This window comes from Nocardiopsis eucommiae, from assembly GCF_965344335.1.
Taxonomy (GTDB): domain Bacteria; phylum Actinomycetota; class Actinomycetes; order Streptosporangiales; family Streptosporangiaceae; genus Nocardiopsis; species Nocardiopsis eucommiae.
Map to the genome: position 1 here is coordinate 174,907 of NZ_CBDRIY010000003.1, position 21,248 is coordinate 196,154.

At 72.7% G+C, this 21,248-nt stretch carries 16 protein-coding genes and 1 pseudogene; 3 read left to right on the forward strand and 14 right to left on the reverse strand.

From position 1 onward, the window contains the following. Positions 1–2: 2 nt before the first annotated feature. From frr to rpsB, 4 genes are all read right to left on the reverse strand, one after another. Positions 3–560 (reverse strand): ribosome recycling factor, encoded by a 558-nt coding sequence (frr, locus tag ACRWK8_RS03335; RefSeq protein ID WP_352388485.1) that lies wholly within the window; start codon positions 558–560, stop codon positions 3–5. Between the two features lie 61 nt (positions 561–621). After that, entirely contained in the window at positions 622–1,365 is a 744-nt protein-coding gene (pyrH, locus tag ACRWK8_RS03340; RefSeq protein WP_040694415.1) for a UMP kinase, read from the reverse strand. Positions 1,366–1,589: 224 nt separating this feature from the next. Beyond that, positions 1,590–2,426 carry a translation elongation factor Ts gene (tsf, locus tag ACRWK8_RS03345; protein WP_378740801.1) on the reverse strand — a complete coding sequence of 279 codons (837 nt, stop codon included), beginning with the start codon at positions 2,424–2,426 and terminating at the stop codon, positions 1,590–1,592. Positions 2,427–2,554: 128 nt separating this feature from the next. Further along, positions 2,555–3,493, reverse strand: a complete 939-nt coding sequence (gene rpsB, locus ACRWK8_RS03350) for a 30S ribosomal protein S2 (RefSeq protein ID WP_378740803.1) — start codon at positions 3,491–3,493, stop codon at positions 2,555–2,557. Between the two features lie 326 nt (positions 3,494–3,819). On the opposite strand from rpsB, the pseudogene ACRWK8_RS03355 reads away from it, so the two are divergent. Continuing rightward, positions 3,820–4,194 (forward strand): annotated as a pseudogene (locus ACRWK8_RS03355) (peptidoglycan DD-metalloendopeptidase family protein); the annotation flags it as partial. A 576-nt stretch (positions 4,195–4,770) separates the two neighbouring features. Here the strand turns inward: ACRWK8_RS03355 and ACRWK8_RS03360 are convergent. From ACRWK8_RS03360 to ACRWK8_RS03370, 3 genes are all read right to left on the reverse strand, one after another. Continuing rightward, on the reverse strand, positions 4,771–5,652 hold the full coding sequence (locus ACRWK8_RS03360; RefSeq protein WP_431868245.1) for a tyrosine recombinase XerC: 882 nt from the start codon (positions 5,650–5,652) through the stop codon (positions 4,771–4,773). Beyond that, a complete protein-coding gene (locus ACRWK8_RS03365; protein ID WP_378740808.1) occupies positions 5,649–6,008 on the reverse strand; it encodes a RidA family protein in 360 nt (119 codons plus the stop codon). Before ACRWK8_RS03365 ends, ACRWK8_RS03360 begins: the two co-directional genes overlap by 4 nt. 216 nt (positions 6,009–6,224) lie before the next feature. After that, positions 6,225–7,019 carry an AfsR/SARP family transcriptional regulator gene (locus tag ACRWK8_RS03370; RefSeq protein WP_378740811.1) on the reverse strand — a complete coding sequence of 265 codons (795 nt, stop codon included), beginning with the start codon at positions 7,017–7,019 and terminating at the stop codon, positions 6,225–6,227. 221 nt (positions 7,020–7,240) lie between these two features. On the opposite strand from ACRWK8_RS03370, the gene ACRWK8_RS03375 reads away from it, so the two are divergent. Next, a complete protein-coding gene (locus ACRWK8_RS03375; protein WP_378740814.1) occupies positions 7,241–8,581 on the forward strand; it encodes an aminotransferase family protein in 1,341 nt (446 codons plus the stop codon). Further along, positions 8,578–9,753, forward strand: a complete 1,176-nt coding sequence (locus ACRWK8_RS03380) for an iron-containing alcohol dehydrogenase (RefSeq protein ID WP_378740816.1) — start codon at positions 8,578–8,580, stop codon at positions 9,751–9,753. Before ACRWK8_RS03375 ends, ACRWK8_RS03380 begins: the two co-directional genes overlap by 4 nt. Positions 9,754–9,980: 227 nt before the next feature. Here the strand turns inward: ACRWK8_RS03380 and ACRWK8_RS03385 are convergent, their stop codons facing one another. The 7 genes from ACRWK8_RS03385 to ACRWK8_RS03415 are packed head-to-tail and all read right to left on the reverse strand — an operon-like array spanning position 9,981 to position 21,203. Beyond that, positions 9,981–11,339, reverse strand: coding sequence for a SagB/ThcOx family dehydrogenase (locus ACRWK8_RS03385; protein WP_378740819.1), 1,359 nt, complete (start codon positions 11,337–11,339; stop codon positions 9,981–9,983). Next, positions 11,336–12,436 (reverse strand): thiopeptide maturation pyridine synthase, encoded by a 1,101-nt coding sequence (locus tag ACRWK8_RS03390; protein WP_431868249.1) that lies wholly within the window; start codon positions 12,434–12,436, stop codon positions 11,336–11,338. The genes ACRWK8_RS03385 and ACRWK8_RS03390 overlap by 4 nt, the downstream gene beginning before the upstream one ends. Then, positions 12,433–13,356: a thiopeptide-type bacteriocin biosynthesis protein gene (locus ACRWK8_RS03395; protein WP_431868251.1), complete on the reverse strand. Its 924-nt coding sequence runs from the start codon at positions 13,354–13,356 to the stop codon at positions 12,433–12,435. The genes ACRWK8_RS03390 and ACRWK8_RS03395 overlap by 4 nt, the downstream gene beginning before the upstream one ends. Further along, a complete protein-coding gene (locus tag ACRWK8_RS03400) occupies positions 13,353–15,872 on the reverse strand; it encodes a lantibiotic dehydratase (RefSeq protein WP_431868253.1) in 2,520 nt (839 codons plus the stop codon). Before ACRWK8_RS03400 ends, ACRWK8_RS03395 begins: the two co-directional genes overlap by 4 nt. Next, positions 15,869–17,527 (reverse strand): SagB family peptide dehydrogenase, encoded by a 1,659-nt coding sequence (locus tag ACRWK8_RS03405; protein ID WP_431868255.1) that lies wholly within the window; start codon positions 17,525–17,527, stop codon positions 15,869–15,871. The genes ACRWK8_RS03400 and ACRWK8_RS03405 overlap by 4 nt, the downstream gene beginning before the upstream one ends. Further along, positions 17,524–19,401 (reverse strand): TOMM precursor leader peptide-binding protein, encoded by a 1,878-nt coding sequence (locus ACRWK8_RS03410; RefSeq protein ID WP_378740832.1) that lies wholly within the window; start codon positions 19,399–19,401, stop codon positions 17,524–17,526. The genes ACRWK8_RS03405 and ACRWK8_RS03410 overlap by 4 nt, the downstream gene beginning before the upstream one ends. Further along, complete coding sequence (locus tag ACRWK8_RS03415; RefSeq protein WP_431868258.1) at positions 19,398–21,203, reverse strand: hypothetical protein; 1,806 nt, start codon at positions 21,201–21,203, stop codon at positions 19,398–19,400. The genes ACRWK8_RS03410 and ACRWK8_RS03415 overlap by 4 nt, the downstream gene beginning before the upstream one ends. Positions 21,204–21,248 lie beyond the last annotated feature (45 nt).

Sequence of the window (21,248 nt, forward strand, 5' to 3'; positions counted from 1 at the left end):
GGCTAAACCTCGAGAAGATCAGATTCCTTGTGCTTCAACAGCTCGTCGATGGCGGCGACGTACTTCTGGGAGAGCTCGTCCAGCTCGGCCTGGGCGCGGTGCGCCTCGTCCTCACCGAGGTCGCCGGCCTTGACGGCCTTCTCGAAGCTGTCCTTGGCACGACGGCGCACGTTGCGGATCGAGACCTTGCTGTCCTCGGCCTTGGTGCGCGCGACCTTCACGTACTCCTTGCGGCGCTCCTCGGACAGGTCCGGGAACACCACGCGGATGACCTGGCCGTCGTCCGAGGGGTTGACGCCGAGGTCGCTGTTGCGGATCGCGTTGATGATCTCGGTCCGCGCGTTCACGTCGAACGGGGAGATGACGACCATCCGCGGCTCGGGCACCGAGAAGGACGCCAGCTGGTTGATCGGCGTGCGGGCACCGTAGTAGTCGACGGTGATCTTGTTGAAGGTGGCCGGGGTGGGACGGCCGGTCCGGATCGTGGAGAAGTCCTCCTTCGCCACGGCCACGGCCTTCTCCATCTTCTCCTCGGCCTCAAGGAGGGTTTCTTCGGTCATTGTGGACGCTCCCGGGTTCTCGGCTGGGTGTTCGTGGCTTGTGTTCGCGGCCGACCGTCCGCTAGGCGGAGACGGGGCCGACGATGGTGCCGATCTTCTCACCGCGGACGGCGCGCAGGATGTTGCCCTGGCTCATGAGGTCGAAGACGACGATGGGCAGCCCGTTGTCCATGCACAGGCTGACGGCCGTGGCGTCCATGACCTTGAGGCCGCGGGTGAGGACCTCGTTGTAGTTGAGCTTGTCGAACTTGACCGCGTCCGGGTTGCGCTGCGGGTCGGAGTCGTAGACCCCGTCGACCTGGGTGCCCTTGAGGACCGCCTGGGCGCCGATCTCCAGCGCGCGCTGGGCGGCGGTGGTGTCGGTGGAGAAGAACGGCGCGCCGAGACCGGCACCGAAGATGACCACGCGGCCCTTCTCCAGGTGGCGGATGGCGCGGCGCGGAATGTAGGCCTCGGCGACCTGGCTCATGTGGATCGCGGTCTGTACGCGGGTGTCCACACCCAGACGCTCCAGGAAGTCCTGGAGGGCGAGGCAGTTGATGACGGTGCCGAGCATCCCCATGTAGTCGGCGCGGCCGCGCTCGATCCCGCCCTCGGTGAGCTGCGCGCCGCGGAACATGTTGCCGCCACCGACGACGACGGCGACCTGGATGCCCTCGGAGACCGCCTCCGCGATGGACTCCGCCACGTACTGGACGACCTCGGGCTCGATGCCGAGACCGCCACCTCCGGCGAACGCCTCCCCCGAGAGCTTGAGCATCACACGTTTCCAACCGGAGTCGTGCATGGCGGGTTCGGTGGTCATCGCTTCGTTCTCCGACACGGCCTGTGGCCTCCCTTGTTCTCCCCGAGTGGCACAGGGTCCCCCGAGTGCTCCTGCTGCGGGCGGCGGGGGCGAAGGTCGCCCCAAATCCACCCATATCCACCAGAAGGTGCCGGGGAGAGAAGTCTCCCCGGCACCTCCATCATGTCAAAACCCCAGGGTGTGTGCGGTGGACGCCTTCTCGGAACGCTCCACCGGACAACTCCCTAGGCCTGGCCGACCTTGAAGCGAACGAAGCGCTTGACGGTGACCCCGGCCTCGTCGACGACCTTCTGGACCGACTTCTTGTTCTCCTTGACGAACGGCTGGCCGAGCAGCGTCACGTCCTTGAAGTAACCGTTGAGGCGGCCCTCCACGATCTTGGGGATCGCCTGCTCGGGCTTGCCCTCCTCGCGGGTGGTCTCCTCGGCGATGCGGCGCTCGTTGGCGACGACCTCGGCGGGGACCTCGTCCTTGCTGACGTACTGCGGGGCCAGCGCGGCGATCTGCTGGGCGAGGTCCTTGCCGACCTCTTCGTCCTTCTTGTCCAGCTCGACCAGGACGCCCATGCTCGGGGGCAGGTCCGGGTCGGACTTGTGCAGGTAGCTCGCGACGTAGGCGCCGTCGAACTTCGCGATGCGGCGGAACTCGAGCTTCTCCCCGATGATCGCGCTCTTGCCCTCGATGTACGCCTGGAGGCTCTTGCCCGGCTCGATCTCGGCGGCGGCGATGGCGGCGATGTCGTCGCCGTCCTGGGCGGCGACGAAGTCCGCGACCTGGTTGGCCAGCTCGATGAAACCGGCGTTCTTGGCGACGAAGTCGGTCTCGCAGTTGAGCTCGATGAGGGTGGCCTTACCCTCGCTCTCCTGCTTGAGGACGACCATGCCCTGGGCGGCGGTGCGGTCGGCGCGCTTGTCGACGGACTTGGCGCCCTTGATGCGCAGGGCCTCGACGGCCTTGTCGTAGTCGCCGTCGGCCTCGGTCAGGGCCTTCTTGCAGTCCATCATGCCGGCGCCGGTCGCGTCGCGCAGCTTCTTGACGTCCGCGGCGGTGAAGTTCGCCATGCCTGTTCTCGGATTCCCTTGGAGTGAAGTCGGATCTGGAAGTGACCGGGTGAGCACCGCACGGGCCGCCCCGCCCACGAGGGGCGAGGCGGCGCACGGGAGACGGTGTCCCCGGAAGGGACCGCTGACTACTCGGCGGTCTTGTCCTCAGCGGGGGCCTGCTCGGGGGCGTCCACCGGGGAGTCCTCGGAGGTGACCTCGGCCGGAGCCTCGGCGGCGACCTCGTCGGCCGGGGCGACGGTCGGGGTCTCGGCCGGGGCCTGCTCGGCGGCGGCCTCGGCGGCGGCCGTCTCGCTCTTGCCCTCGAGGAGCTCGCGCTCCCACTCGGCCAGGGGCTCCTCGGCGGCCTTCTCCTCGGTCGCGCCGGAGGCACCGGAGCGGACCAGCAGACCGTCGGCGACGGCGTCGGCGACGACGCGGGTGAGGAGGCTGACGCTGCGGATGGCGTCGTCGTTACCCGGGATCGGGTAGTCGACCTCGTCCGGGTCGCAGTTGGTGTCGAGGATCGCGACGACCGGGATGTTCAGCTTGCGAGCCTCGCTGATCGCGATGTGCTCCTTCTTGGTGTCCACGATCCACACGGCGCTGGGCACGCGGGACATGTCGCGGATACCACCGAGGGTGCGCTCCAGCTTGTCCTTCTCACGGCGAAGGTTCAGCAGCTCCTTCTTGGTGAGCGCGGAGCCGGCGACGTCGTCGAAGTCGATCTCCTCCAGCTCCTTGAGACGCTGGAGCCGCTTGTGCACGGTGGAGAAGTTGGTGAGCATGCCGCCCAGCCAGCGCTGGTTGACGAAGGGCATGCCGACGCGGCGGGCCTGCTCGTCGATGGCCTCCTGCGCCTGCTTCTTCGTGCCGACGAACAGGATGGTGCCACCGTGGGCGACCGTCTGCTTGACGAACTCGTAGGCACGGTCGATGTACGCCAGCGACTTCTGGAGGTCGATGATGTAGATGCCGTTGCGCTCGGTGAAGATGAAGCGCTTCATCTTGGGGTTCCAGCGACGGGTCTGGTGCCCGAAGTGGACGCCGCTCTCCAGGAGCTGGCGAATCGTCACGACTGTGGCCATGACCTGGTCCTCCTTGCGGTGGCGGAGGGATGCTCCGCCGTCGGTTGATCCTGACGCCCCGGCCGTACCGCCACCCCGCCGAAGCGGTGTGGACCGTGGGTGCGGCCCCTCCCGGAGGAGGCGGGTGGGCGTGCGTATTGTTGGTTGGTCCAGCGGACCACAGACGATTCTATCCTCCGCCGGGCACACCCCGGAACAGCTCCGTGCCCAGGCAGATCGCTCGGGCGCCGACGCCTCTTCGGGGGCGGTTCCCCGGCCTCCGGGGAGTTGTCCACAGATCCCGATCAGCGGTGGCGGATCCGGACCGCCGAGCGCACGCTGGAAGCATGTGTCCTCGCCGCCTCTGGCACGTCCTCCTCTCGCTCTCCCTCCTGATTCTGCCCGTCCTCTCCCACCGGGCCACGCCCTCCTGGCGCTGGCCGGTGGACCCTCCCGCCGAGGTCCTGCGCGGCTTCGACCCGCCCGAACGGCCCTGGCTTCCCGGGCACCGGGGCGTGGACCTGGCCGCCGAACCGGGGCAGCCGATCCACCCGGCGGGCCCTGGTGTGGTGCACTACGCCGGCCGGATCGCGGGGGTGGGAGTGGTGAGCGTCTCCCACGGGGACCTGCGCACCACCTACCTCCCTGTGGACGCCACCGTCGCCCGGGGCGACCCGGTGGGCGACGGTCCCCTGGGCACGCTGTCCGCCGAGCCCCGGCACTGTCCGGACCGTCCCTGCCTCCACTGGGGTCTGCTCCGCGCCTCCGACTACCTGGACCCCCTCGGCCTCCTGGGCCGAGGCGGGATCCGCCTGCTGCCCCTCCACCGGGCGGCGGGGGTCGAACTGGGTGCGGGCCAGCGGCCGGGCCACTGCCCCGGCCAGGCCCCCGGGAGCCCGCAGGTCCCCTGTCCCGATCACCGGGGCCACACCGAAGCGGCCGTCAGGCACGGACCCGTCACCCCGACCGGGAAGCCCCGAGCAGGAACCATGCGCAGGGGCCTCCGCTCTCAGCCGCCGCGACCAGACCACCGAGGCCGCACCGAAGCGGACCACCTGGCAGGGAACGCCCCAGATCGGGGCCCAGCGCAGGAACCATGGCGGACGGAGGGGACTCACTGTCGCGGACCGACCACCGGGGCCGCGCACCGGTGCGGCCAGCACCTGGCGGGACCCGTCACCCCAGTCGGGGAAACCCCGAGCAGGAACCATGGCGGACGGAGTGGCTTCCCTGCGTACGGAAGTCGCAGCGGTGCCAGGTGGAGGCGCGCCCCGCCCCCGGTTCGGTGCCGTGCGCGCTCAGGCGCGGGGGTGGGCCTGTTGGTAGGCGGTGCGCAGGCGCTCCACGGAGACGTGGGTGTAGATCTGCGTGCTGCGCGGGCTGGAGTGGCCGAGGAACTCCTGGACGCTGCGCAGGTCGGCTCCGCCGTTGAGGAGGTGGGTGGCGGCGGTGTGGCGCAGCCCGTGCGGGGCGGAGTCCACCCCGGCGGCGCGCAGGTGGGCGTGGACGTCCTCACGGGCCTGGCGGACGCCCAGGCGGCCACCCCGGGCGCCCAGGAGGAGGGCTCCGGTGGGGGTCGGGGACACGAATTCGGGACGTCCCCGGGTGGTCCAGGCGTCCACGGCGTCCAGGGCCGGGGCTCCCACCGGGACCGTGCGCTCCTTGTCGCCCTTGCCCAGCACCCGGACGGTGTTCCGGGCGCGGTCGAGGTCGGCCAGGTCCAGTGCGCAGAGTTCGGCCACCCGGATGCCGGTGGCGTAGAGCAGTTCCACCACCGCGTGGCGGCGCAGCTCGACCGGGGTGGTGGGAGCGAGGCCCTCCAGGGCGGAGGCCGCCTGCTCCTCGTCCAGGACGGTGGGCAGGGAGCGCTGTTGGCGGGGGGTGGCCAGGCGGGGGCCGGGGTCGGTGGCCAGGACCCCCTCGCGGTGCAGGTAGCGGGTGAGGGCGCGGACCGCCGCCACCCGTCGGGCGATGGTGGACCGGCTGGCTCCGGCGGATCGGGCATGGGAGAGCCAGGCGCGGATCAGGGGGACGTCGAGGTCGGCCGGGCCGTGGCCGCACGCGTCGAGGTGCTCCAGAAGGGAGGTGAGGTCGGCCAGGTAGCCGCGCACGGTGTGCGGGGAGCGGCCCAGTTCGCCGGACAGGTGGGCGGCGAAGCCCTCCAGCGGGCCGGCGGTCACGCGCGCTCCCGGGGCAGGCAGGCGACGGCGTCGATCTCCACGTGGAAGCGCGGGTCCACCAGACCGCTCACCTCGACCAGCGTGGCCGCGGGCCGGTGGTCTCCGGGCAGGGAGTCCAGGAGGGCGGAGCGGAACTCGTCGAGGTCGGTGATGTGGCGGAGGTAGTAGGTCAGCTTCACCACGTGGGTCAGGTCGGCCCCGTGCCGAGCCAGCACGGCCTCCATGTTGCGGAAGATCTGCCGGGTCTGTCCGCCCGCGTCGCCCGCGACGTCACCGTCGGGGGCCACCGGGACCTGACCGGAGACGAAAAGGAGCGGGCCGTCGGCCAACAGGGCGTCACTGTACGTTCTGGCCATGGTCGAACCCTACCCAGCGGCGGGCTCCGGCACCCCTCGGTGCGTCGTGCCCGGCGCCACGGGCCCGTGCCCGTGCCCGTGGGCCTCGGTCGGCGTACCGCCGCCGGGGACACGGTGTCCGTCGCGGAGGCGGACCCGTGTCCCCGTGGCGGTGTCGTGTGGCTGGTCAGGTCTGCTCGCGGAGGTGATCCGGGACGACCCTCCGAGGGAACCCTCCTACGCGGCGCTCGGTTCCCACTGTGTGTCCAGGTCGTCGGCGGTGATCCGCAGGAGCTGACCGTCGGCCCGCAGGATCGCCTCGTGGAGTCGCCGCAGGGGCATGGTGGGCTCCACACCGAGCTCGTGGGCGAGGCGGAGCCGGGTTCCCCGATAGATCCCCAGTGCCTCGGCCTGGCGGCCCGACCTGTAGAGCGCGAGCATCAACAGGGCGAGCAGTCTCTCCCGATACGGGTGCAGGGCGGCGAGCTCGGTGAGTTCGGGCACCAGACGGGCGTGGTGCCCACGGTCGAGGTCGATCTCGATCCTTTCCTGGTTGGTCAACAGCCTGAGTTCCTCCAGCCGCCGAATCTCGTTCGCCACCACACCACTGTTGGGAATATCCGAATACGGTCTTCCCCGCCACAGCCCCAGGGCGTGGCAGTACATTTCGGAGGCCTGCTGGAGCTCGCTCCGGCTCCGTGCCCTGCGCGCGAGGACGACCGTCGTCTCGAACCTCTTCGCGTCGACCTCCGCACTACACAACTCCATGCGATATCCCGGGCCGTCCCGCACCAGACGGCCGCTGTCGTCCAGCACCTTCCGCAGCCGGTGGACGTACACCTGCAGGGTGCTGCGGGCCCCGTCCGGCGGCGCGCCCTCCCAGAGGGCCTCCGCCAGTTCGTCCAGCGAGAGCCGGTGCCCTCCCTGACTCAGCAGCACGGCCAACAGACGGCGCAACATGGGGGCCCTGAGCACAACCGGAACGCCGTCCCGATAAATGACCAGCGGACCCAGAATCCCGAACTCAATCACGTCGCCTCCTGTTCGGGAAGTGCTCTACCCAACTCCGTGCGTCTGGAACGGGCCAGCTTTATCACTACTTCACGTGGCAAATCATTGCCGGCGGTTACCTTCAGCACGTGTTGAAAGTAGGTCGAAAGACCTGTTCGGCGCAACCGGACAGTAATCGAGGTGTAAGCGACTTCCCCCAAGCTGGGACCAGCGCCGACCGAAGCCTGCCAAGAAAGTGCCAGATGAACTCTGACGGGCGATCCCCCGCGCCGACGGGAACCTCGGGAGCCTCGCCCCTGTGGCTGCCGATGACCTCGATGTCCATGTTCGAGCGGGGCGGGACGACCCTCGTGGAGGGCGACGGCGTCCGGGTACGGGACGAGGCCGGGAACAGTTACCTGTCCGCCACGTCCGGCCTGTGGAACGTGACCTGCGGTTGGAACCACCCCCGGATCGTCGACGCCGTCACCGAGCAGCTGCGCCGGTTCTCCTACGGAACGCTGTTCCGCTACGGCCACGACGTCGCCCGCGACCTCGCCGCCCGACTGCTGGAGATCGCGCCCGGGCGCTTCGACCGCGTCTACTTCTCCTCCTCCGGCTCCTCCGCCAACGAGGCGGCCGTCAAGGTGCTGCGCCGGTACCGGAGCCTGGTCGGGCAGCCCGAGCGCCGCCTGGTGGTCTCCTTCGACGCCCACTCCTGGCACGGGACCGGGATCGGTGCCATGGCCCTGACCGGCGAGGAGCTCGACCAGGAGGAGTACGGGGTGGACCGCCGGTGGAACCGGCTGCTCCCCTACCCCGACCCCTTCGCCGCCGAACGCGGCCTGGGCCCCGACGAGCGGACCTGCCGCGAGGCCCTGGCCGAACTCGAACGCACCGAGGGCGACCAGGTGGCCGCCGTCATCGTCGAACCCGTCCTCTGCTCGGGCGGTGTGCTGATGCCGCCGAAGGGCTTCCTGGAGGAGGTCGCCGCCGCCACCGAGCGCATGGGGGCCCACCTGATCGTCGACGAGGTGGCCACCGGGTTCGGACGCACCGGGAGGATGTTCGCGAGCGAGCACACCGGTGTCCGGCCCGACGTGGTGACCATGTCCAAGGGCATCAACAGCGGGTACCTCCCGCTGGCGGCCACGCTCTTCCCCGCCGAGGTGTTCGAGGCCTACGAGTCCTCGGGGACCTACCTGACGCACGGGGAGACCCAGTCCGGCAACCCCGCCGCCTGCGCCGCCGCCCTCGCCACCCTGGACGTCATGGAGGACGAGAACCTGGTGGAGCGCTCCGCCAAGGCCGGGGCCCGGCTGCGGCAGCACCTGGACGCGCTCCTCGAACTCGACATCGTCGGTGAGGTGCGCGGCGAGGGCCTGGCCCTGGCCGTCGAACTGGTCCGTGACCAGGAGAGCCGAGCGCCGCTCTCCCCCATGGACATGGCGATGATCAGCCACCTGTGCCAGCGCAACGGGCTCCTGGTGCACCTGAGCCGCCGTTGCCTGCTCCTGTTCCCCCCACTGGTCGTCACTGACGCCGAAGTGGACGAGATCGCGGCCCGGCTGACCGGCGCGTTGAAGGCGGTGAGGTCACGATGACCGACACGGGTTCCACCATCAACCCCCACTGGTGGGTGCCCACCAGGGTCGACTTCGGCGCGGGCCGTCTGCGTGACGTGCCGCTGGAGATCGAGCGGACGGGCCGCCCGGTCGCGGTCGTGGTGGACGAGTACGCCGCGACCTCCGTACCCGGTGTGGCCGCGCTGCTGGAACGGCTCGCCCCCGAGGTGATCGTCCGCCGCGCCCCCTCCACGCCCACCCGGCAGGAGGCCGTGGAGCTGGCCGACCGCCTGCGCGCGGAGGGTGTCCGCTCCGTCTGCGCGATCGGCGGCGGAACCGTGATGGACCTGGCCAAGGCGGCTGCCGCGGCGGTGGCCCTGCCCGGCCTGCTCACCGGGTGGAAGCCCGGCGGCGGGTTCGTCATGCCCGAGCCCGTCACGCGGGGCGGTCTGCCCGTGGTGGCGGTGCCCACCACGGCGGCGACCGGTAGCGAGGTCAACGCCAAGGCGAGCCTGGCCGACGGGACCGACCGCCGTTTCCTGGTCCACTGGTCCCTGTTCCCCAGGGTCGCGGTGATCGACCCGATGCTGCACACGTCGCTGCCGCCCGCCCTGACCGCCGAGGGCGCCCTGGAGACGGTCGCGCGGCTCCTGGTCCCCATGGTGTCGGACCCGCCCACCACGGCCCTGCCCGACGAGGTCGCGATCGGCCAGATCAGGGCGGTGATCCCGGCCGCAGAACGGGCCCTTGCCGACGGTGACGACCTGGAGGCGCGCGGCACCGTCGCGCTGGCCGCCAGCGTCAGCACGTTCACGCTGCACCAGATCGGCCGCCACCTGCACTCGTTCTGGGTCTGGTACCCGACCAACACGCTCACCGCCCAGGGTCTGCGCAAGGGACCGGCCCTCGGCGTCCTGCTGACCCGGTGGGCGCGGATGGTGGTGGACGGCGACAAACTGGCCGGGCACGCGGACCGGCTGGCCGAGCTGGGCGGTCGGGCGCTGGGCCTGACGGGCACGTCGGTGACCCCGGTCGAGGTCGCGGACGCGCTGGGCGACCTCCTGCGCCGCTGGGGCTTCCCCACCGAGTTCGAGGAGCTGGGCCTGGACGTCACCGCCGAGGAGCTGACCGAGCAGACCTGGCGTGCCTGGTCCGAGCCGCTGCGGCCGAGGACCAGGGAGCAGGTGCGTTCCCTCTTCGAGGGCGTCTAGGCGGAGCATCCCCATCCGTCTCCCGCCGCCACCCTCAAGGGACGCCTCGGGCACGGAGTCCTGGCGTCACCACCAGGCTTCCTCTCGGCCACGGGACACCCACACGTGAGACGGACAGGTGAGGGCCGGGCCGTTCGGGAATCCTCCCGACCGGCCCGGCCCCACGTGCGCCCGGTCCCGACGGCATCCCCCACCACCGGGACCGGGCCGTATCGCGGCGCCGCCGCCTACAACGGCACCTCCAACGAGGCGCCCACGTGGGCGGCCACGCCGATGGGCGCCACGCACATCGTGGAGGCGTCCGGCAGTCCCAGGTTGCTCTCGATCCCCGGGCCGTCGTAGGCGCAGAGCGGGAAGGTACCGAACCCGCGGTCGGCGGCGACGAGGGCCGCCGCCTGGAGGGAGACGCCGATCGCCACGGCGCCGACCCGGAAGGCGCCGGGCCCGTGCTCACGCACCAGTTCCGACAGCTCCAGGACCGGGACAACCACACCGGCGAGCGACAGGTTGAGCCGGTGCCCGGGAGCCCCGATCCGGGTGGCCACCGCCGGGTCCTTGGGCGGGACCAACCTGCCGTGCCCGCCCAACGGGGCCAGCACGGAGTCGACCGCCTCGGCCACGGGCGCCAGGTCCTCGGCGGAGGGCGGGGGCGCCACGAAGCCGCCGACGGGGCTGCGTCGGCGCAGCATCGCCCGCTCCGGGTCGCGGGGCATGGTGATCTCGCCGAACTCCAGCTCCGGCCCGGGCTCGGACCGGCGGGCCGCGCACAGGACGTCCTGCGGGTAGCGGTCCGGGACCGGCGGCACCCGGACGGGGGCGGGGTCGCTGGCGGGCGTGACCGTGCGGGTCGGCCCGACCGTGACGACCGCGAAGGCGATCTCGGTCTCGTCGCCCAGGTCCAGGATGTGCTCGATCTCGTCGTCGACGAAGGCCAGCCGGGGTGTGCACTCCCAGTCGAGGCTCCGCCCGGCGATCAGCAACTGCGCCAGCGTGTGGCCGGTGTCCAGCAGGTGCAGCCGGTGGGCGAACTTGCCGTACCGGCCGGTGGTGCGCTCCAACCGGGTCGTCAGCACGATGGTCAGGTCGGAGACCGCGCCGCCCAGGGCCCGGGCCAGCCGGGGCCGGGGGTCCTCGGTGGTGACCTGGGTCAGTCCGTGGTGGACCGGGTTGTAGCGGTGGGCGCCGACCGGCAGCCCGGACTCCCCGCCCGAAAGCAGCCACAGGTCCACCGGGTAGGCCGCGCCGCCGCTGGCGACGAGCCGGAGCAGGGTGGTCATCACGTGCTGCTCGTCGAACCCCCATCCGGGGGCGCCGGTGGGCAGGAAGGCCCTCGCCCCCGAGACGGTCAGGAACCGGTGCCGCGCGAGCCCGTTGCCGGTGGCCAGCATGCGGGAGATGCGGTCGACCGGCCCGTCGGGGCCACTTCCGGGGCGGGGCAGGGCGTGCTCGGCCACGCCGGGCCGTCCCGCCCGCGTCGGGTACAGCTGGTAGGCCCCCGACACCTGCGGCAGTTCGCGGTCGGCCAGGTACGCCAGGACGGTGTCCCGGTCGGCGTCGGTCGCTGTCGTGCGCTCGGCCGTGCTCATGAGTGCCCTTCTACGAGTTCGGTCGCGCCCGAGGCCACCATCGCCACGGCGTCGACCCCACAGGCCTGCTCCACCGCGTCAGCGACGACGTGGCAGTACAGGAATCGGTCCACCGGGCGCACGCCGATCCGCGCCAGGTGCAGGTACAGGAGGTTCAGCGCCACCCGGTAGCGGAGGAACCAGGCCGCCCCGCGCAGGGTCCGTTCGAAGTCACCGGAGCCGCGAAGCGCCTGGTGGAAGGCGCTGTGGCGGGTCTGCTCCTCGGTCGCGTCGCCGCCCTCGGCGCCCCCGCCGTTGGCGACGGGACCGTCGAGGTCGAGGCGTCCGTCCGCGAGCAGCGGCCGGGCGTCGTCGGCGGCCCGCACGAGTTCGCGGCCCACGGCGGCGGTGAGGTCGTCCAGGTGCGCGGCGGCCCCCTCGGCGTGGGCCCGCACCCGCCGCACGAGGGGTTCCCGCAGCCGGGCGGAGCGTTCGTCGAAGAGCGCGCGGACGGCCCCGGGGTCGGGACTGCCCATGATGTGCGCCTCGGCGTGGGAACGGTAGGAGACGAACCCGCGTTCGAGGTAGCCGCCCACCTCCTGTGCCATGAGCAGCATGAGGTCCACGACGTGGGTGCTCAGGGAGGGCCCCTCGCCCACGGCCATGGTGAGCGCGGCGTCGGCGGTGCGTTCGTGGAAGCCCTCGAACAGCGCCACGGCGTCGGGCGTGCCGAGCACGTGCAGCCGGGGGTCGTGCGGCTCCTCCTCGACGGTGTTGTCGGGCTGCTGCGGCTCCAGCGGCCCGTACTCCCGTTCGCGTGCGGCCAGCTGCCGGTAGGTCTCCCGGAGCGCCTCGGGGTCGAGCACCGTGGTGGACGGGTGGGCGGCCAGGGCGGCGCCCAGGTGGCGCTCCGCGGCGGGACGCACGATCCGTTCCCAGGCGGCGTCGTCGGCGTCCACGATGATCCGCAGGTGCGGTCCCCGGCGCCAGTGCCGGGCCCAGTGGGCGGACAGCCCCTCGGCGGCCAGCTCAGCGAGCAGGGGGCGCACCCCGGCCCGCAGCAGGGGCGCGGGGTCGGGGTCGTGGTAGGCGACCCGGAGCCGTCGGGCGGCCGTCACGGCCGCACCGACGCGGTCTCGGCCAGGGCCAACCTGAGCAGTTCCATCACGAGTGCCTCCCGTTCCATGTGGACCCCGAGTCGGTTGTTGTGCATGTGCAGCGCGGACAGGGTCACCATCCCCCGGTCCAGGTGGGCGAGACCGTCCGGGGCCGCGTCCTCGGGCGGCTCCAGCCGGCCCCGCGCCTCCACGGCGGTGAGCCCCTCCTGGAGCCGTTCGCAGGCCCGCAGCCACTCGCCCTCGCCGCCGCTCGGGGACGCCGTCAGGGCGTGGCGGACGAGGTGGCGGACCCGTTCCCCGGACCGCTGCCAGGACTGGTCGACGAGCCGCTGCCACTGGGCGCCGATCCGTTCACCGATCCAGCGGCCGACCATGTGGTCCACGAACCGGTTCACCCAGTCCGCGTCACCGACCGTCGCCAGACCGCTGGCCATGCACCACACGGCGCGGGCCACCGGGTCGGTGGGGGTGCCCACGTAGGCCAGGGCGTCGCGGCTGGAGGCGGTGAAGAACTCCTCGACGTGCTCCATCGCCTCGGGGCCGCCGTACATCCCGGTCTCGGGCCGGTACGACTCCCACGTGAGGGTGTTGTCCGGCAGGATGTCGGCTCCGGCCTCCTCGCCGGGGTTGCCGATGAGGTCGGCGAGGCGCTGGAAGTCCGCCGGGTCGGCCTCCACACGGGAGGGGCGTCGCGCCACGAGGTCCTCGAACCGGCTCCGGACCTCCTCGTGCGCGGTCGCGCGGTCGGCGGGGTCGGGCACCCACATGCGGAACCTGACGTGCGGGCCGCCGGACCAGTAGCGGACGTAGAACCAGCGCGGCGCGCGGTCGCCCAGCGTCCGCGCGGTCGGCGCGACGACGGAGGTGACCACCTCCGCGAGGTCCTCGTGGTAGTAGCAGTGGGCCGTGATCCAGCTCATGCGCGGTCCCCCGGTAGTTCGACGGCGTACTCCACGACCCGGTCGGCGCCGAACACGTTCGGCTCCGCCTCCTGGAACAGCAGCAGGTCCCGTCCCCTGGACATCCGGGCCAACTCCTCGATCCCCCACCAGGAGCACAGGTCCAGCGGGCGCGGTTTGCGGTCCTTGGCCTTCTCCATGACCCGTTCGGTGGAGTCGACCACGTCGGCGGCCCGCGCGAAGACGACGTCGGGCAGGCCCAGGTCCCGGACCCGGCGGCGCGCGCGGGTGAACCGGTCGAAGTCGTCCCCCTCGTCCAGGTCCAGTTCGGCGCGGGGCACGATCCAGCTCCGGCGTTCCATCACGACCGCGCCGACGCTCAGACGCGGCAGCACCGACACCTCGGACGGCTTCGGGTTGGTGTACAGCGCGCGGGCCCGGCCCACGAGAGCCCACGCCTCGGCCATGGGGGTGGTCAGGTCGAGGAGGAAGCGCAGCACGGGCGGGAACCAGTAGCGGCCCATGGTGCCCCGGTGGACGAGCCGCACCGCCCGGTCGGCTGACCGCCACCAGAGGGTGGGGAGTCCGGCCGGGTCCAGGCGGATCTCCAGGTCGGCCGGGCGGACCCGCCGCTCCGGCGGCCGTGAGGGGACGCATCCCGGCCAGACGAGTTCGTGCCCGGCGTAGGGCGCCACCCGGTTGAGCGAGCTGCGGAACAGGCCCGCCACCTCGACGAGGAGAGGGCCGTCGCCGTCGTCGTGCGGGACCGGCGGCTCCGACCAGCGGCGGACCCGCGAGCCCGCGGTCTCGTGCCCGGGGGCCGCCGCGTTGAAGGCCACGGACCCGCCCGGGAGCGGTTGGAGGAACAGGGTGGTGGGGTGGTCGCCGGGCAGCCAGGCGGGCCCGGCGTCCAACAGCCGGTCCAGGGCGTCGGTGTCCGCGTCGAAGGCGTGGCCGCCACCGTCCGGCGGGGTGAGCAGCCCGAGCAGCCCGGTCTGGAACCGGCGCAGCTCCTCGATCCTGGGCACCCCGGTGTCCGCCAGGTGGAAGGGGTTGTCGCGCAGACCGTGGAGGCCGACGGTGCCGGGGGCACCGTCCGGAGTGTTCCCGGGGTCGGCGGCCTCGTTCCAGGCCAGCCAGGCCTCCAGCAGCCCCACGCGGGCCCCGGTCCCGAAGCGGCGTCCGAGCAGCTCCGCGATGGCCAGGCGGCCGGGCAGGGCACCGTCGAACACCGACACCAGGCGCCGGACGCGGTGCAGGTCGCGGTCGAGCGCGGACCAGTCGGGGGTCCGGGGCGGGGTGGACCATCCGGGGAGGACGTCCTCGTAGCAGAGGTACTTGCCCGGGATCAGGGACGGGTCTCCGCCGGCCTCGGTCAGCGCCGCGCCGACCGCCGCGCGCAGGCGCCCCAGTGACAGCCACCGGTCGCCCGGAGCGTCGGCGGCCTCGACCTCACGCACCGCCTCGCCGACCCGCCTGACCGGGGACCCCTCGGGGAGTCCGAGCCGGTCGGCCACGTCGGTCAGCCGGTCCGGGACCTGGTCCGGCACACCGAGGTCACTCTGGAGGAGCCCCGCCGTGACCAGCTGTCCGAGCATGGACTCGGCCTCGGCGGCGGACGCACCGAACCCGGACGTGAGGAAACCGGCCAGGTCGGCCGGGGAGGCGCCCTCCTCGGCCCGCCGGGCGAGCGCGAGCAGCCACGGGCGGGCGGGGACGCCCACACAGCGGCCGTCCGCGTGCACGACCATGGCCCGCTCCCCCAGGACGGTCAGGGTGGGGTTGGTCCGCAGTACCAGCGGCCCGTGCGCGGTCGCCAGCAGGCGCTCCAGCTGGAACTCGACCTCGGCGTTGAGTTCGAGGTGGCGGGAGAACCCGTCCGGCGCCGGGACCTGGACCGCCTCCGCGGCCCCCTTCACCGCCCCGTCTCCCGGCGCGGGCCCGTCCCCTGCGGGGAGCGGTCCGGCGGTGGTCAGGGTGGAGAAGGGACTGGTCTTCAGCGCGGTCCGCAGCGCGTAGTTGACCACGCGCCTGCGGGTGTTGAGGTGCTCGGGGGCACCCGGCGGCCCGGAGAGCCAGGCCTCGACGTCGGGGAACAGGGCGTCACTGGACATCGCGAGGGCGCGCCGGAAGTCCTCGTCCAGGACGAGGTCGGCCAGGCGCCGTTCGGCGGCCGACGTCTCGGCACGGAAGGCCTCGCGGGCCTCCTCCCAGCCCCGGTCCAGCGCCTCGTGGTCGGCGACCAGCCGGGCGTGGAGTTCGCGGGCGGACGCCGACAGCCGTGCCAGCGCCTCCCCCGACAACGCCTTGGGGGGCCGTCCGTTGTGGACGGCCCGACGGCAGGCCAGCAGCGCGCGGCGGACGGCGCGGTCCTCGCATCCGCCCACCGCCGTGTGGATGAGGTCCGCCAGCTCACCACCCCTGCGGTCGAGGTCCTCCCGGAACGCGTCGAGGGCACCGAGGCGGCGGGCGGTCCCGGAGAGCTCTCCGACCCGTGCGCCGCCACTGGGCAGCCCCGCTACACGTGCGACGATCAAGGCCGCACCCTCGTCCCCAGGTGCCAGGGCGCGTTGGGCTCACCCAGTACCAGAAGAAACACCGGAATCTCCCGTTCACCGTCGAGGCCCAGCAGGCGGGCGCACTCGTCGGCGTCGTAGCTGTTGGTCACCCGGGCGGAGAGCCCGTGCGCGGCCGCGGCCAGGGAGATGCGCTGCGTCACCACTCCGGTGAGCAGCTGGGTCGCGCGGAAGGCACGCCTCGGGTGGTGTTCGAGCAGCCGCTCCGTGTCGGCGGTGACGACCACCATCAGCGGCGCGGTCCGCGCGTTGATCTCCGTCCGCCACACGTCCATGGCCTGGAACGGGGGGCGCAGGTCGCCGTGGCTCACGGTGCGCAGCGCACCGTCCACGAGGCGGTGGTGCCCCTGCGGCAGGTCCGTGACCGCGCCCGCGATCACGTGCACCCCCACCTCGGGCGGCGCCGTCTCGTGCCAGAGGTCGTCGGCGGTCGGCCGGACCGCGTCGAGCAGGAGGTCGGCCACGACCCCCAGCGACACCGGCTTCGCGGTGGGCAGGAACACGTCCGGCCCGGAGTCGCGGCGGACCACCGCCGTCCCCGTGTCCGTACCGCTCTCCCGCCGGGACGACGCCAGCGGCAGATCGGATCCCGAGCCCGGGGCCGCGGGTTCGGCGCCGACCAGCGGGGTGCTGGCCAGGGCCTTCACCGGTTCCAGTTCGGCCGGGTCGTTCAGCCGTGAGGCGCGCTCCACGGCCAGGGTCCGGTGGCTGAGCGCGGGCTCGATGCCGTTGCCGCCCGCCACGGGAACCACGGTCCGCCTCGGCGGCACCGGTGCGGCCGTGCGGTGGCCGGGCTCCGTCGGCACGTCCGCGCCGTCCCAGAGGGGCAGGAGCGCCAGCACCGACTCCGAGTCGTCGTCCGGCAGCGCGAGCAGCCGGGCCACGGCCTCGTCGAGGAACCGGAGCCGCGCATGGCCGCCCAGGCCCAGGGCGGAGGCCACCACCTGGAGGTTGCCGAGAACCAGCCCGGCCTCCTGGGTGGCCAGCCGGTAGGCGTAGTTCCGGTACCGGAAGGCGGTCTTGCCCAGCCGGGCTGTGACGATCAGGACGGTGCGCGCGCCGTCGAGCTCAGCCGCCGACGCGGCGGCCAGTTCGGACAGCCCGACGTCGTCGCGCAGCTCGGAGAGCTCGTGGTGGGCCGGGTCGTAGCGGTGGACGCCTTCGGGCGCCGCGTCCGACCACACCGCCAACTCGACCGGGTAGAAGCAGCGGGCCGAGGCCACCGTGCGGTGCCACGGCCACTCCACCTGCGGGCCGATGTCCATCCGGGAGAAGCCGTACCCGTAGAAGAGGAGCTCGCCGAGCCGCTCCAGGTCCGACCCGTGGTCGGGGCCGGACCGGCCGGGGCCGGCTCCGGGACGCGTGTGCTCGTCCCGGAGCGCGGCCCCGAGCGGACCGATCCGGTGACGCGGACCGGAGGGGAGTCCGAACCTGCGCCGGGGCACGGCCGGGCGGGTGAACAGCGGGGGGCGGGCGGGGTCGTCGAGCCCGCCCTGCCCCTCCGCGTGGATCGCCTGCCACCGGTAGTGCACGTCGTACAGGTACTCCCGCACCAGGGTCGCGTCATCGTCGCCGGTCACGGGTACCGCCGTCGTGTTCGGGTCCGTGTCCGTCATGGGAACGGGTGCGGGTCGGGGTTCACGTCGTCGAAGCCCTGCTCCGCCGCCGCCGCGAACACCCGGTCCAGGCCGCGCACACGACGGAACCTGTTGCCGAAGGTCATCGGCAGCATCCCAGGAACGATCACCTTCACGCAGAACAGACCGCCCGCACGGTGCTCGGGGGTGGTCTGGTCGACCACCAGCACCTCCAGACCGTGCTGTCGGAGCCGCTCCACGGTGTCGTTGAGCAGCGCCTCCAGGTCGGTCGGCCCGTCGGCGTGCAGCCGCGGGTCGGGCGGGGCCATCTCCCGCTTGGGACCGTCGAACAGGAACGCGAGCCGGTCCTGGGCCTCGGGCCTGCCGTTGAGCTGGCTGTGGTGCAGCATCGACGTGCACAGGTCGGGGTCGTCGACCATGCGCCGGGCGAGGTCCTGCACGTCGGCGGGCTCGTCCTGGTGCTGGGCGATGATCGGCGCCAGCTCCAGGAGCCCGGCGGCCACAGCGTCCTCCATGTCGAAGTGGGAGGCGGCCGCGCACAGGAAGCGGGCGTAGCCGTCCCGCTCCTGCTCGTCGACGACGCCCACCCACACGCTGGGGATTCCGTGCTCGGTGGTGGTGTCCCAGGCGTGCGCCGTGTATCCGGTCAGCCGCTCGATGCGCTCCAGCAGGAGCGGCACCGTGGGCCCCTTGGCGGTGCTGAGGTCGATCTCGGCCGGGGTGCGGCGCGAGTACCAGGTCATCAGGAACGCGTCGCGCTCGATGACCTCCATCAGCCCGTGCAGGATCGTCTCCGGCATCGAGCCGCCGACGGCGCAGCCGTTGGACACCTCGTACAGGAACCGGGGGCGGTCCGGGCGGACCAGCCGGGTGCGGTAGTAGGCGTAGGTCTCCGGCACGAGGACCGGTGCGTCACGCGTGAGGGAACGGCCCCAGACCCAGTCCAGCTCCGACTCCTCGGTCCACCGCTGGCACGGGAACCCCTCCTCGTCGTAGCGGTGCTCGTCGTGCAGACCGAGCCGACGCAGGTCGAGGGCCTCGGGCAGGTCCTTGTAGGCGCCCGTGACCACACTGCGGTGGCCGGACGGGCTCATCCCGCCCCAGCGCTCGACCGCCTCCGCGACGGCGGCGGTACCCGACTCCCGGTAGGAGGGGGTGCGGCCGATGCCCTGCTCGATGTCGGTCGAGTTCCGCAGGCCCAGCGGCGCGGTCATGTTCGGGAACACGCCGCCGCCGTACTTGAAGAGGGTGCGGACGAGGCCGACGTCCCGGTCCACGTAGGTGGGGAGGAACGACGCGTCGTCCACCAGGGACTTGGTCCGCATCGAACCGGGCTTGTGGGACAACGAGGCGCTCGGCACGAGCGTCTCGGTGTCCTCGGGGTTGTCCTCGGGCAGCGCACCGCACACGGCGCACAGCGGGTCGGGCAGGAGCACCGCGCGCCGCACACCGAGGCCGATCAGCCGCACCACCATGACCGAACGCCGCTCGGACGTGTCCTGGTCCCGGTCCAGCTCGACCAGACGGCCAGCGACCTCGGCGGCGAACTCGGCGTGCAGGTGGGTCAGCGCGGGCGGCGCCCACCGGCGCAGCCGCTCCGGGTCACGGCGGTCGATCTCGGCCATCGGCTCCGGGAACTCCCGGGCCAGCAGCAGGCGCGACTCCAGGCACTCGGGGCAACCGGGGACGTCCTCCCGCACCACGGGACCGATGTAGAGCCGGTCCCGTCGCGCGAGCACGGGCAGCACCGGCCCGCTTCCGGCGGGGATCTCGGGGAGGACACCGTCCTCACCGACCAGCACCGTGTACTCCGGGGGGACCACGGCCCTGAGGGCCTCGGCCAGCGCTCCGGTGCCCACCACGGTGGGCGTGGTCGTCAGCGACTCGGTCACAGCTCCACCACCCTGAGCAGGTGCGGCGTGGCCGTGCGCAGCGCGGGCTCGCCGTCCAGTTCCACGACCCCGAGCCGGTGCCCGCGCGCGGCCAGCAGCTTGACCGCGTCCTCGGACGTCAACAGGTGGCCCGTCAGCGGAGCGGCCGAACCCTCGGGTTCGGGTACGCGGTCCGGTCGCGGAGGCATCGTCACGGGGTCCTGCCCGCACTGCGCGGAGGTCGTGGCGCGGATGACCGCCGACGAGGCGGCGGACGCCAGGTCACGGCCGGAGGCCCGGGCCAGCGGCTCGGAGTCGGTGGCGACGAGGACGGTGGGCAGCTCGGCGTCCAGCTGGAAGAGGCGGGCACTCGACCCGACGAGCAGTTCCAGGCGGTTCAGCTGCTCCCCGACGAGCTCGGGGAGGTCGGCCCGGTCGATCAGCGGGGCCCGCTGCGGAACGGGCACAGCCCGCTCGGCGGCGTAGTCCAGCACCGCCTGGGAGAGCGCGGACTCACGGTCCAGCGCCGCTCCGACACCCGGGACGTGGGCGTCCGTGATACCCACCGGTGCGACCACCGGGCCGGGCTCACCGCTGACGAGGTCGTGGGCGGGACCGCTCGCCGCACGGGCGGCGGCCAGGCGGCCGAGCGCCGCCAACGTGGCGCCGTGGCGTGCCTCGACGAAGGCGTCGGCCACGCCGAGGACGTCGCTGGTCGCGCCGTCCTTGGCCAGGCGGGCCACGGCGACGCGCAGCGGCAGCTGCTCCGGGTGCTCCTCGATCTCCAGCAGGGGGCCGGTGAGCGGGTCGAACAGCTCGGCCGCGGCGAGGGAGAACGCCTCGCTGTCGATCTCGGACCCCGGGTCGGCGGCGGGTTCGCTGCCCCCGCCGACCGGCAGTACGCGCCCGGTCTGGGACTCCAGGGTCTCCAGGTCGATGCGTTCCACCTCACCGGAGACCGGTGCGGGGTAGGCACCGGTCACGGCCCGGAAGGCCGCGAAGAGCGCGGTGTTGGCGGGCACGCCCACGGCGGGACCGCGCAGCCAGGTCGAGGGGCCGACGGGCAGGGTGCCGGTGTCGGTCAGGCGCGCCTTGGCGTCCGCCCAGTCGGCGGCGCCGCCCGGGATCGGTCCCACCCAGGCCGCGTCACGGGTCACCAGGACCGGCAGCAGCGGCGCCGTGCAGGCCTCCTCGACGGAGTCGATCAGCGCCGGGTCCTCGGTCAGCACGACCACGAAGTCGGCGGCGGACACGCTCGCGGCGAGGTCGGCGGCCGGGGTCTCGACGAGTTCGAGGGCCGGGTCCTCCTCCTTCGCCGCGGCGAGGTCGGCGGTGCGCGCGGCGCGGGCGTCGGCGTCACCCGAGGGGTCGACGACCTCCACGCGGGCACAGCCCAGGTGCCAGGCTGCTCGCGCGGCGGAGTCCGCCAGCGGGGCCTCGCCCACGATCACCATGCGGGTGCCACGCCAGGTCTGGAACCGGGCCGGTCCGGAGTCGCACCGGAAGTCGACGTAGGCGATCTCCGCCTGGTAGCGCCGGAGCTCCGCGTCGGTCAGCGAGTGCGGCAGGTCCTCACTGACGTCGCGGACGAACCCGTTGCGTTCGAGCAGCCCCACCAGGTCGGTGGCCATCTTCTGGTGGGCGGGCGACAACCCCGAGGTCAGGTCCTCAAGCGGAACGGAGCCGTCCAGGCTCGGCGCGAGCAGTTCCACCCACTGATAGATCGATCCACCGCGCAGCGTCACCGACCGCGCGCTGTCGATGATGAAGGCCCCGTCCGCGGTCGGGACGTAGTAGACATCTGGCCGGAGTTTCGGTCGCATCCGCGCCCCTCTCTTCTCTCTCACCGTTACGAGGGGACGGCCCCG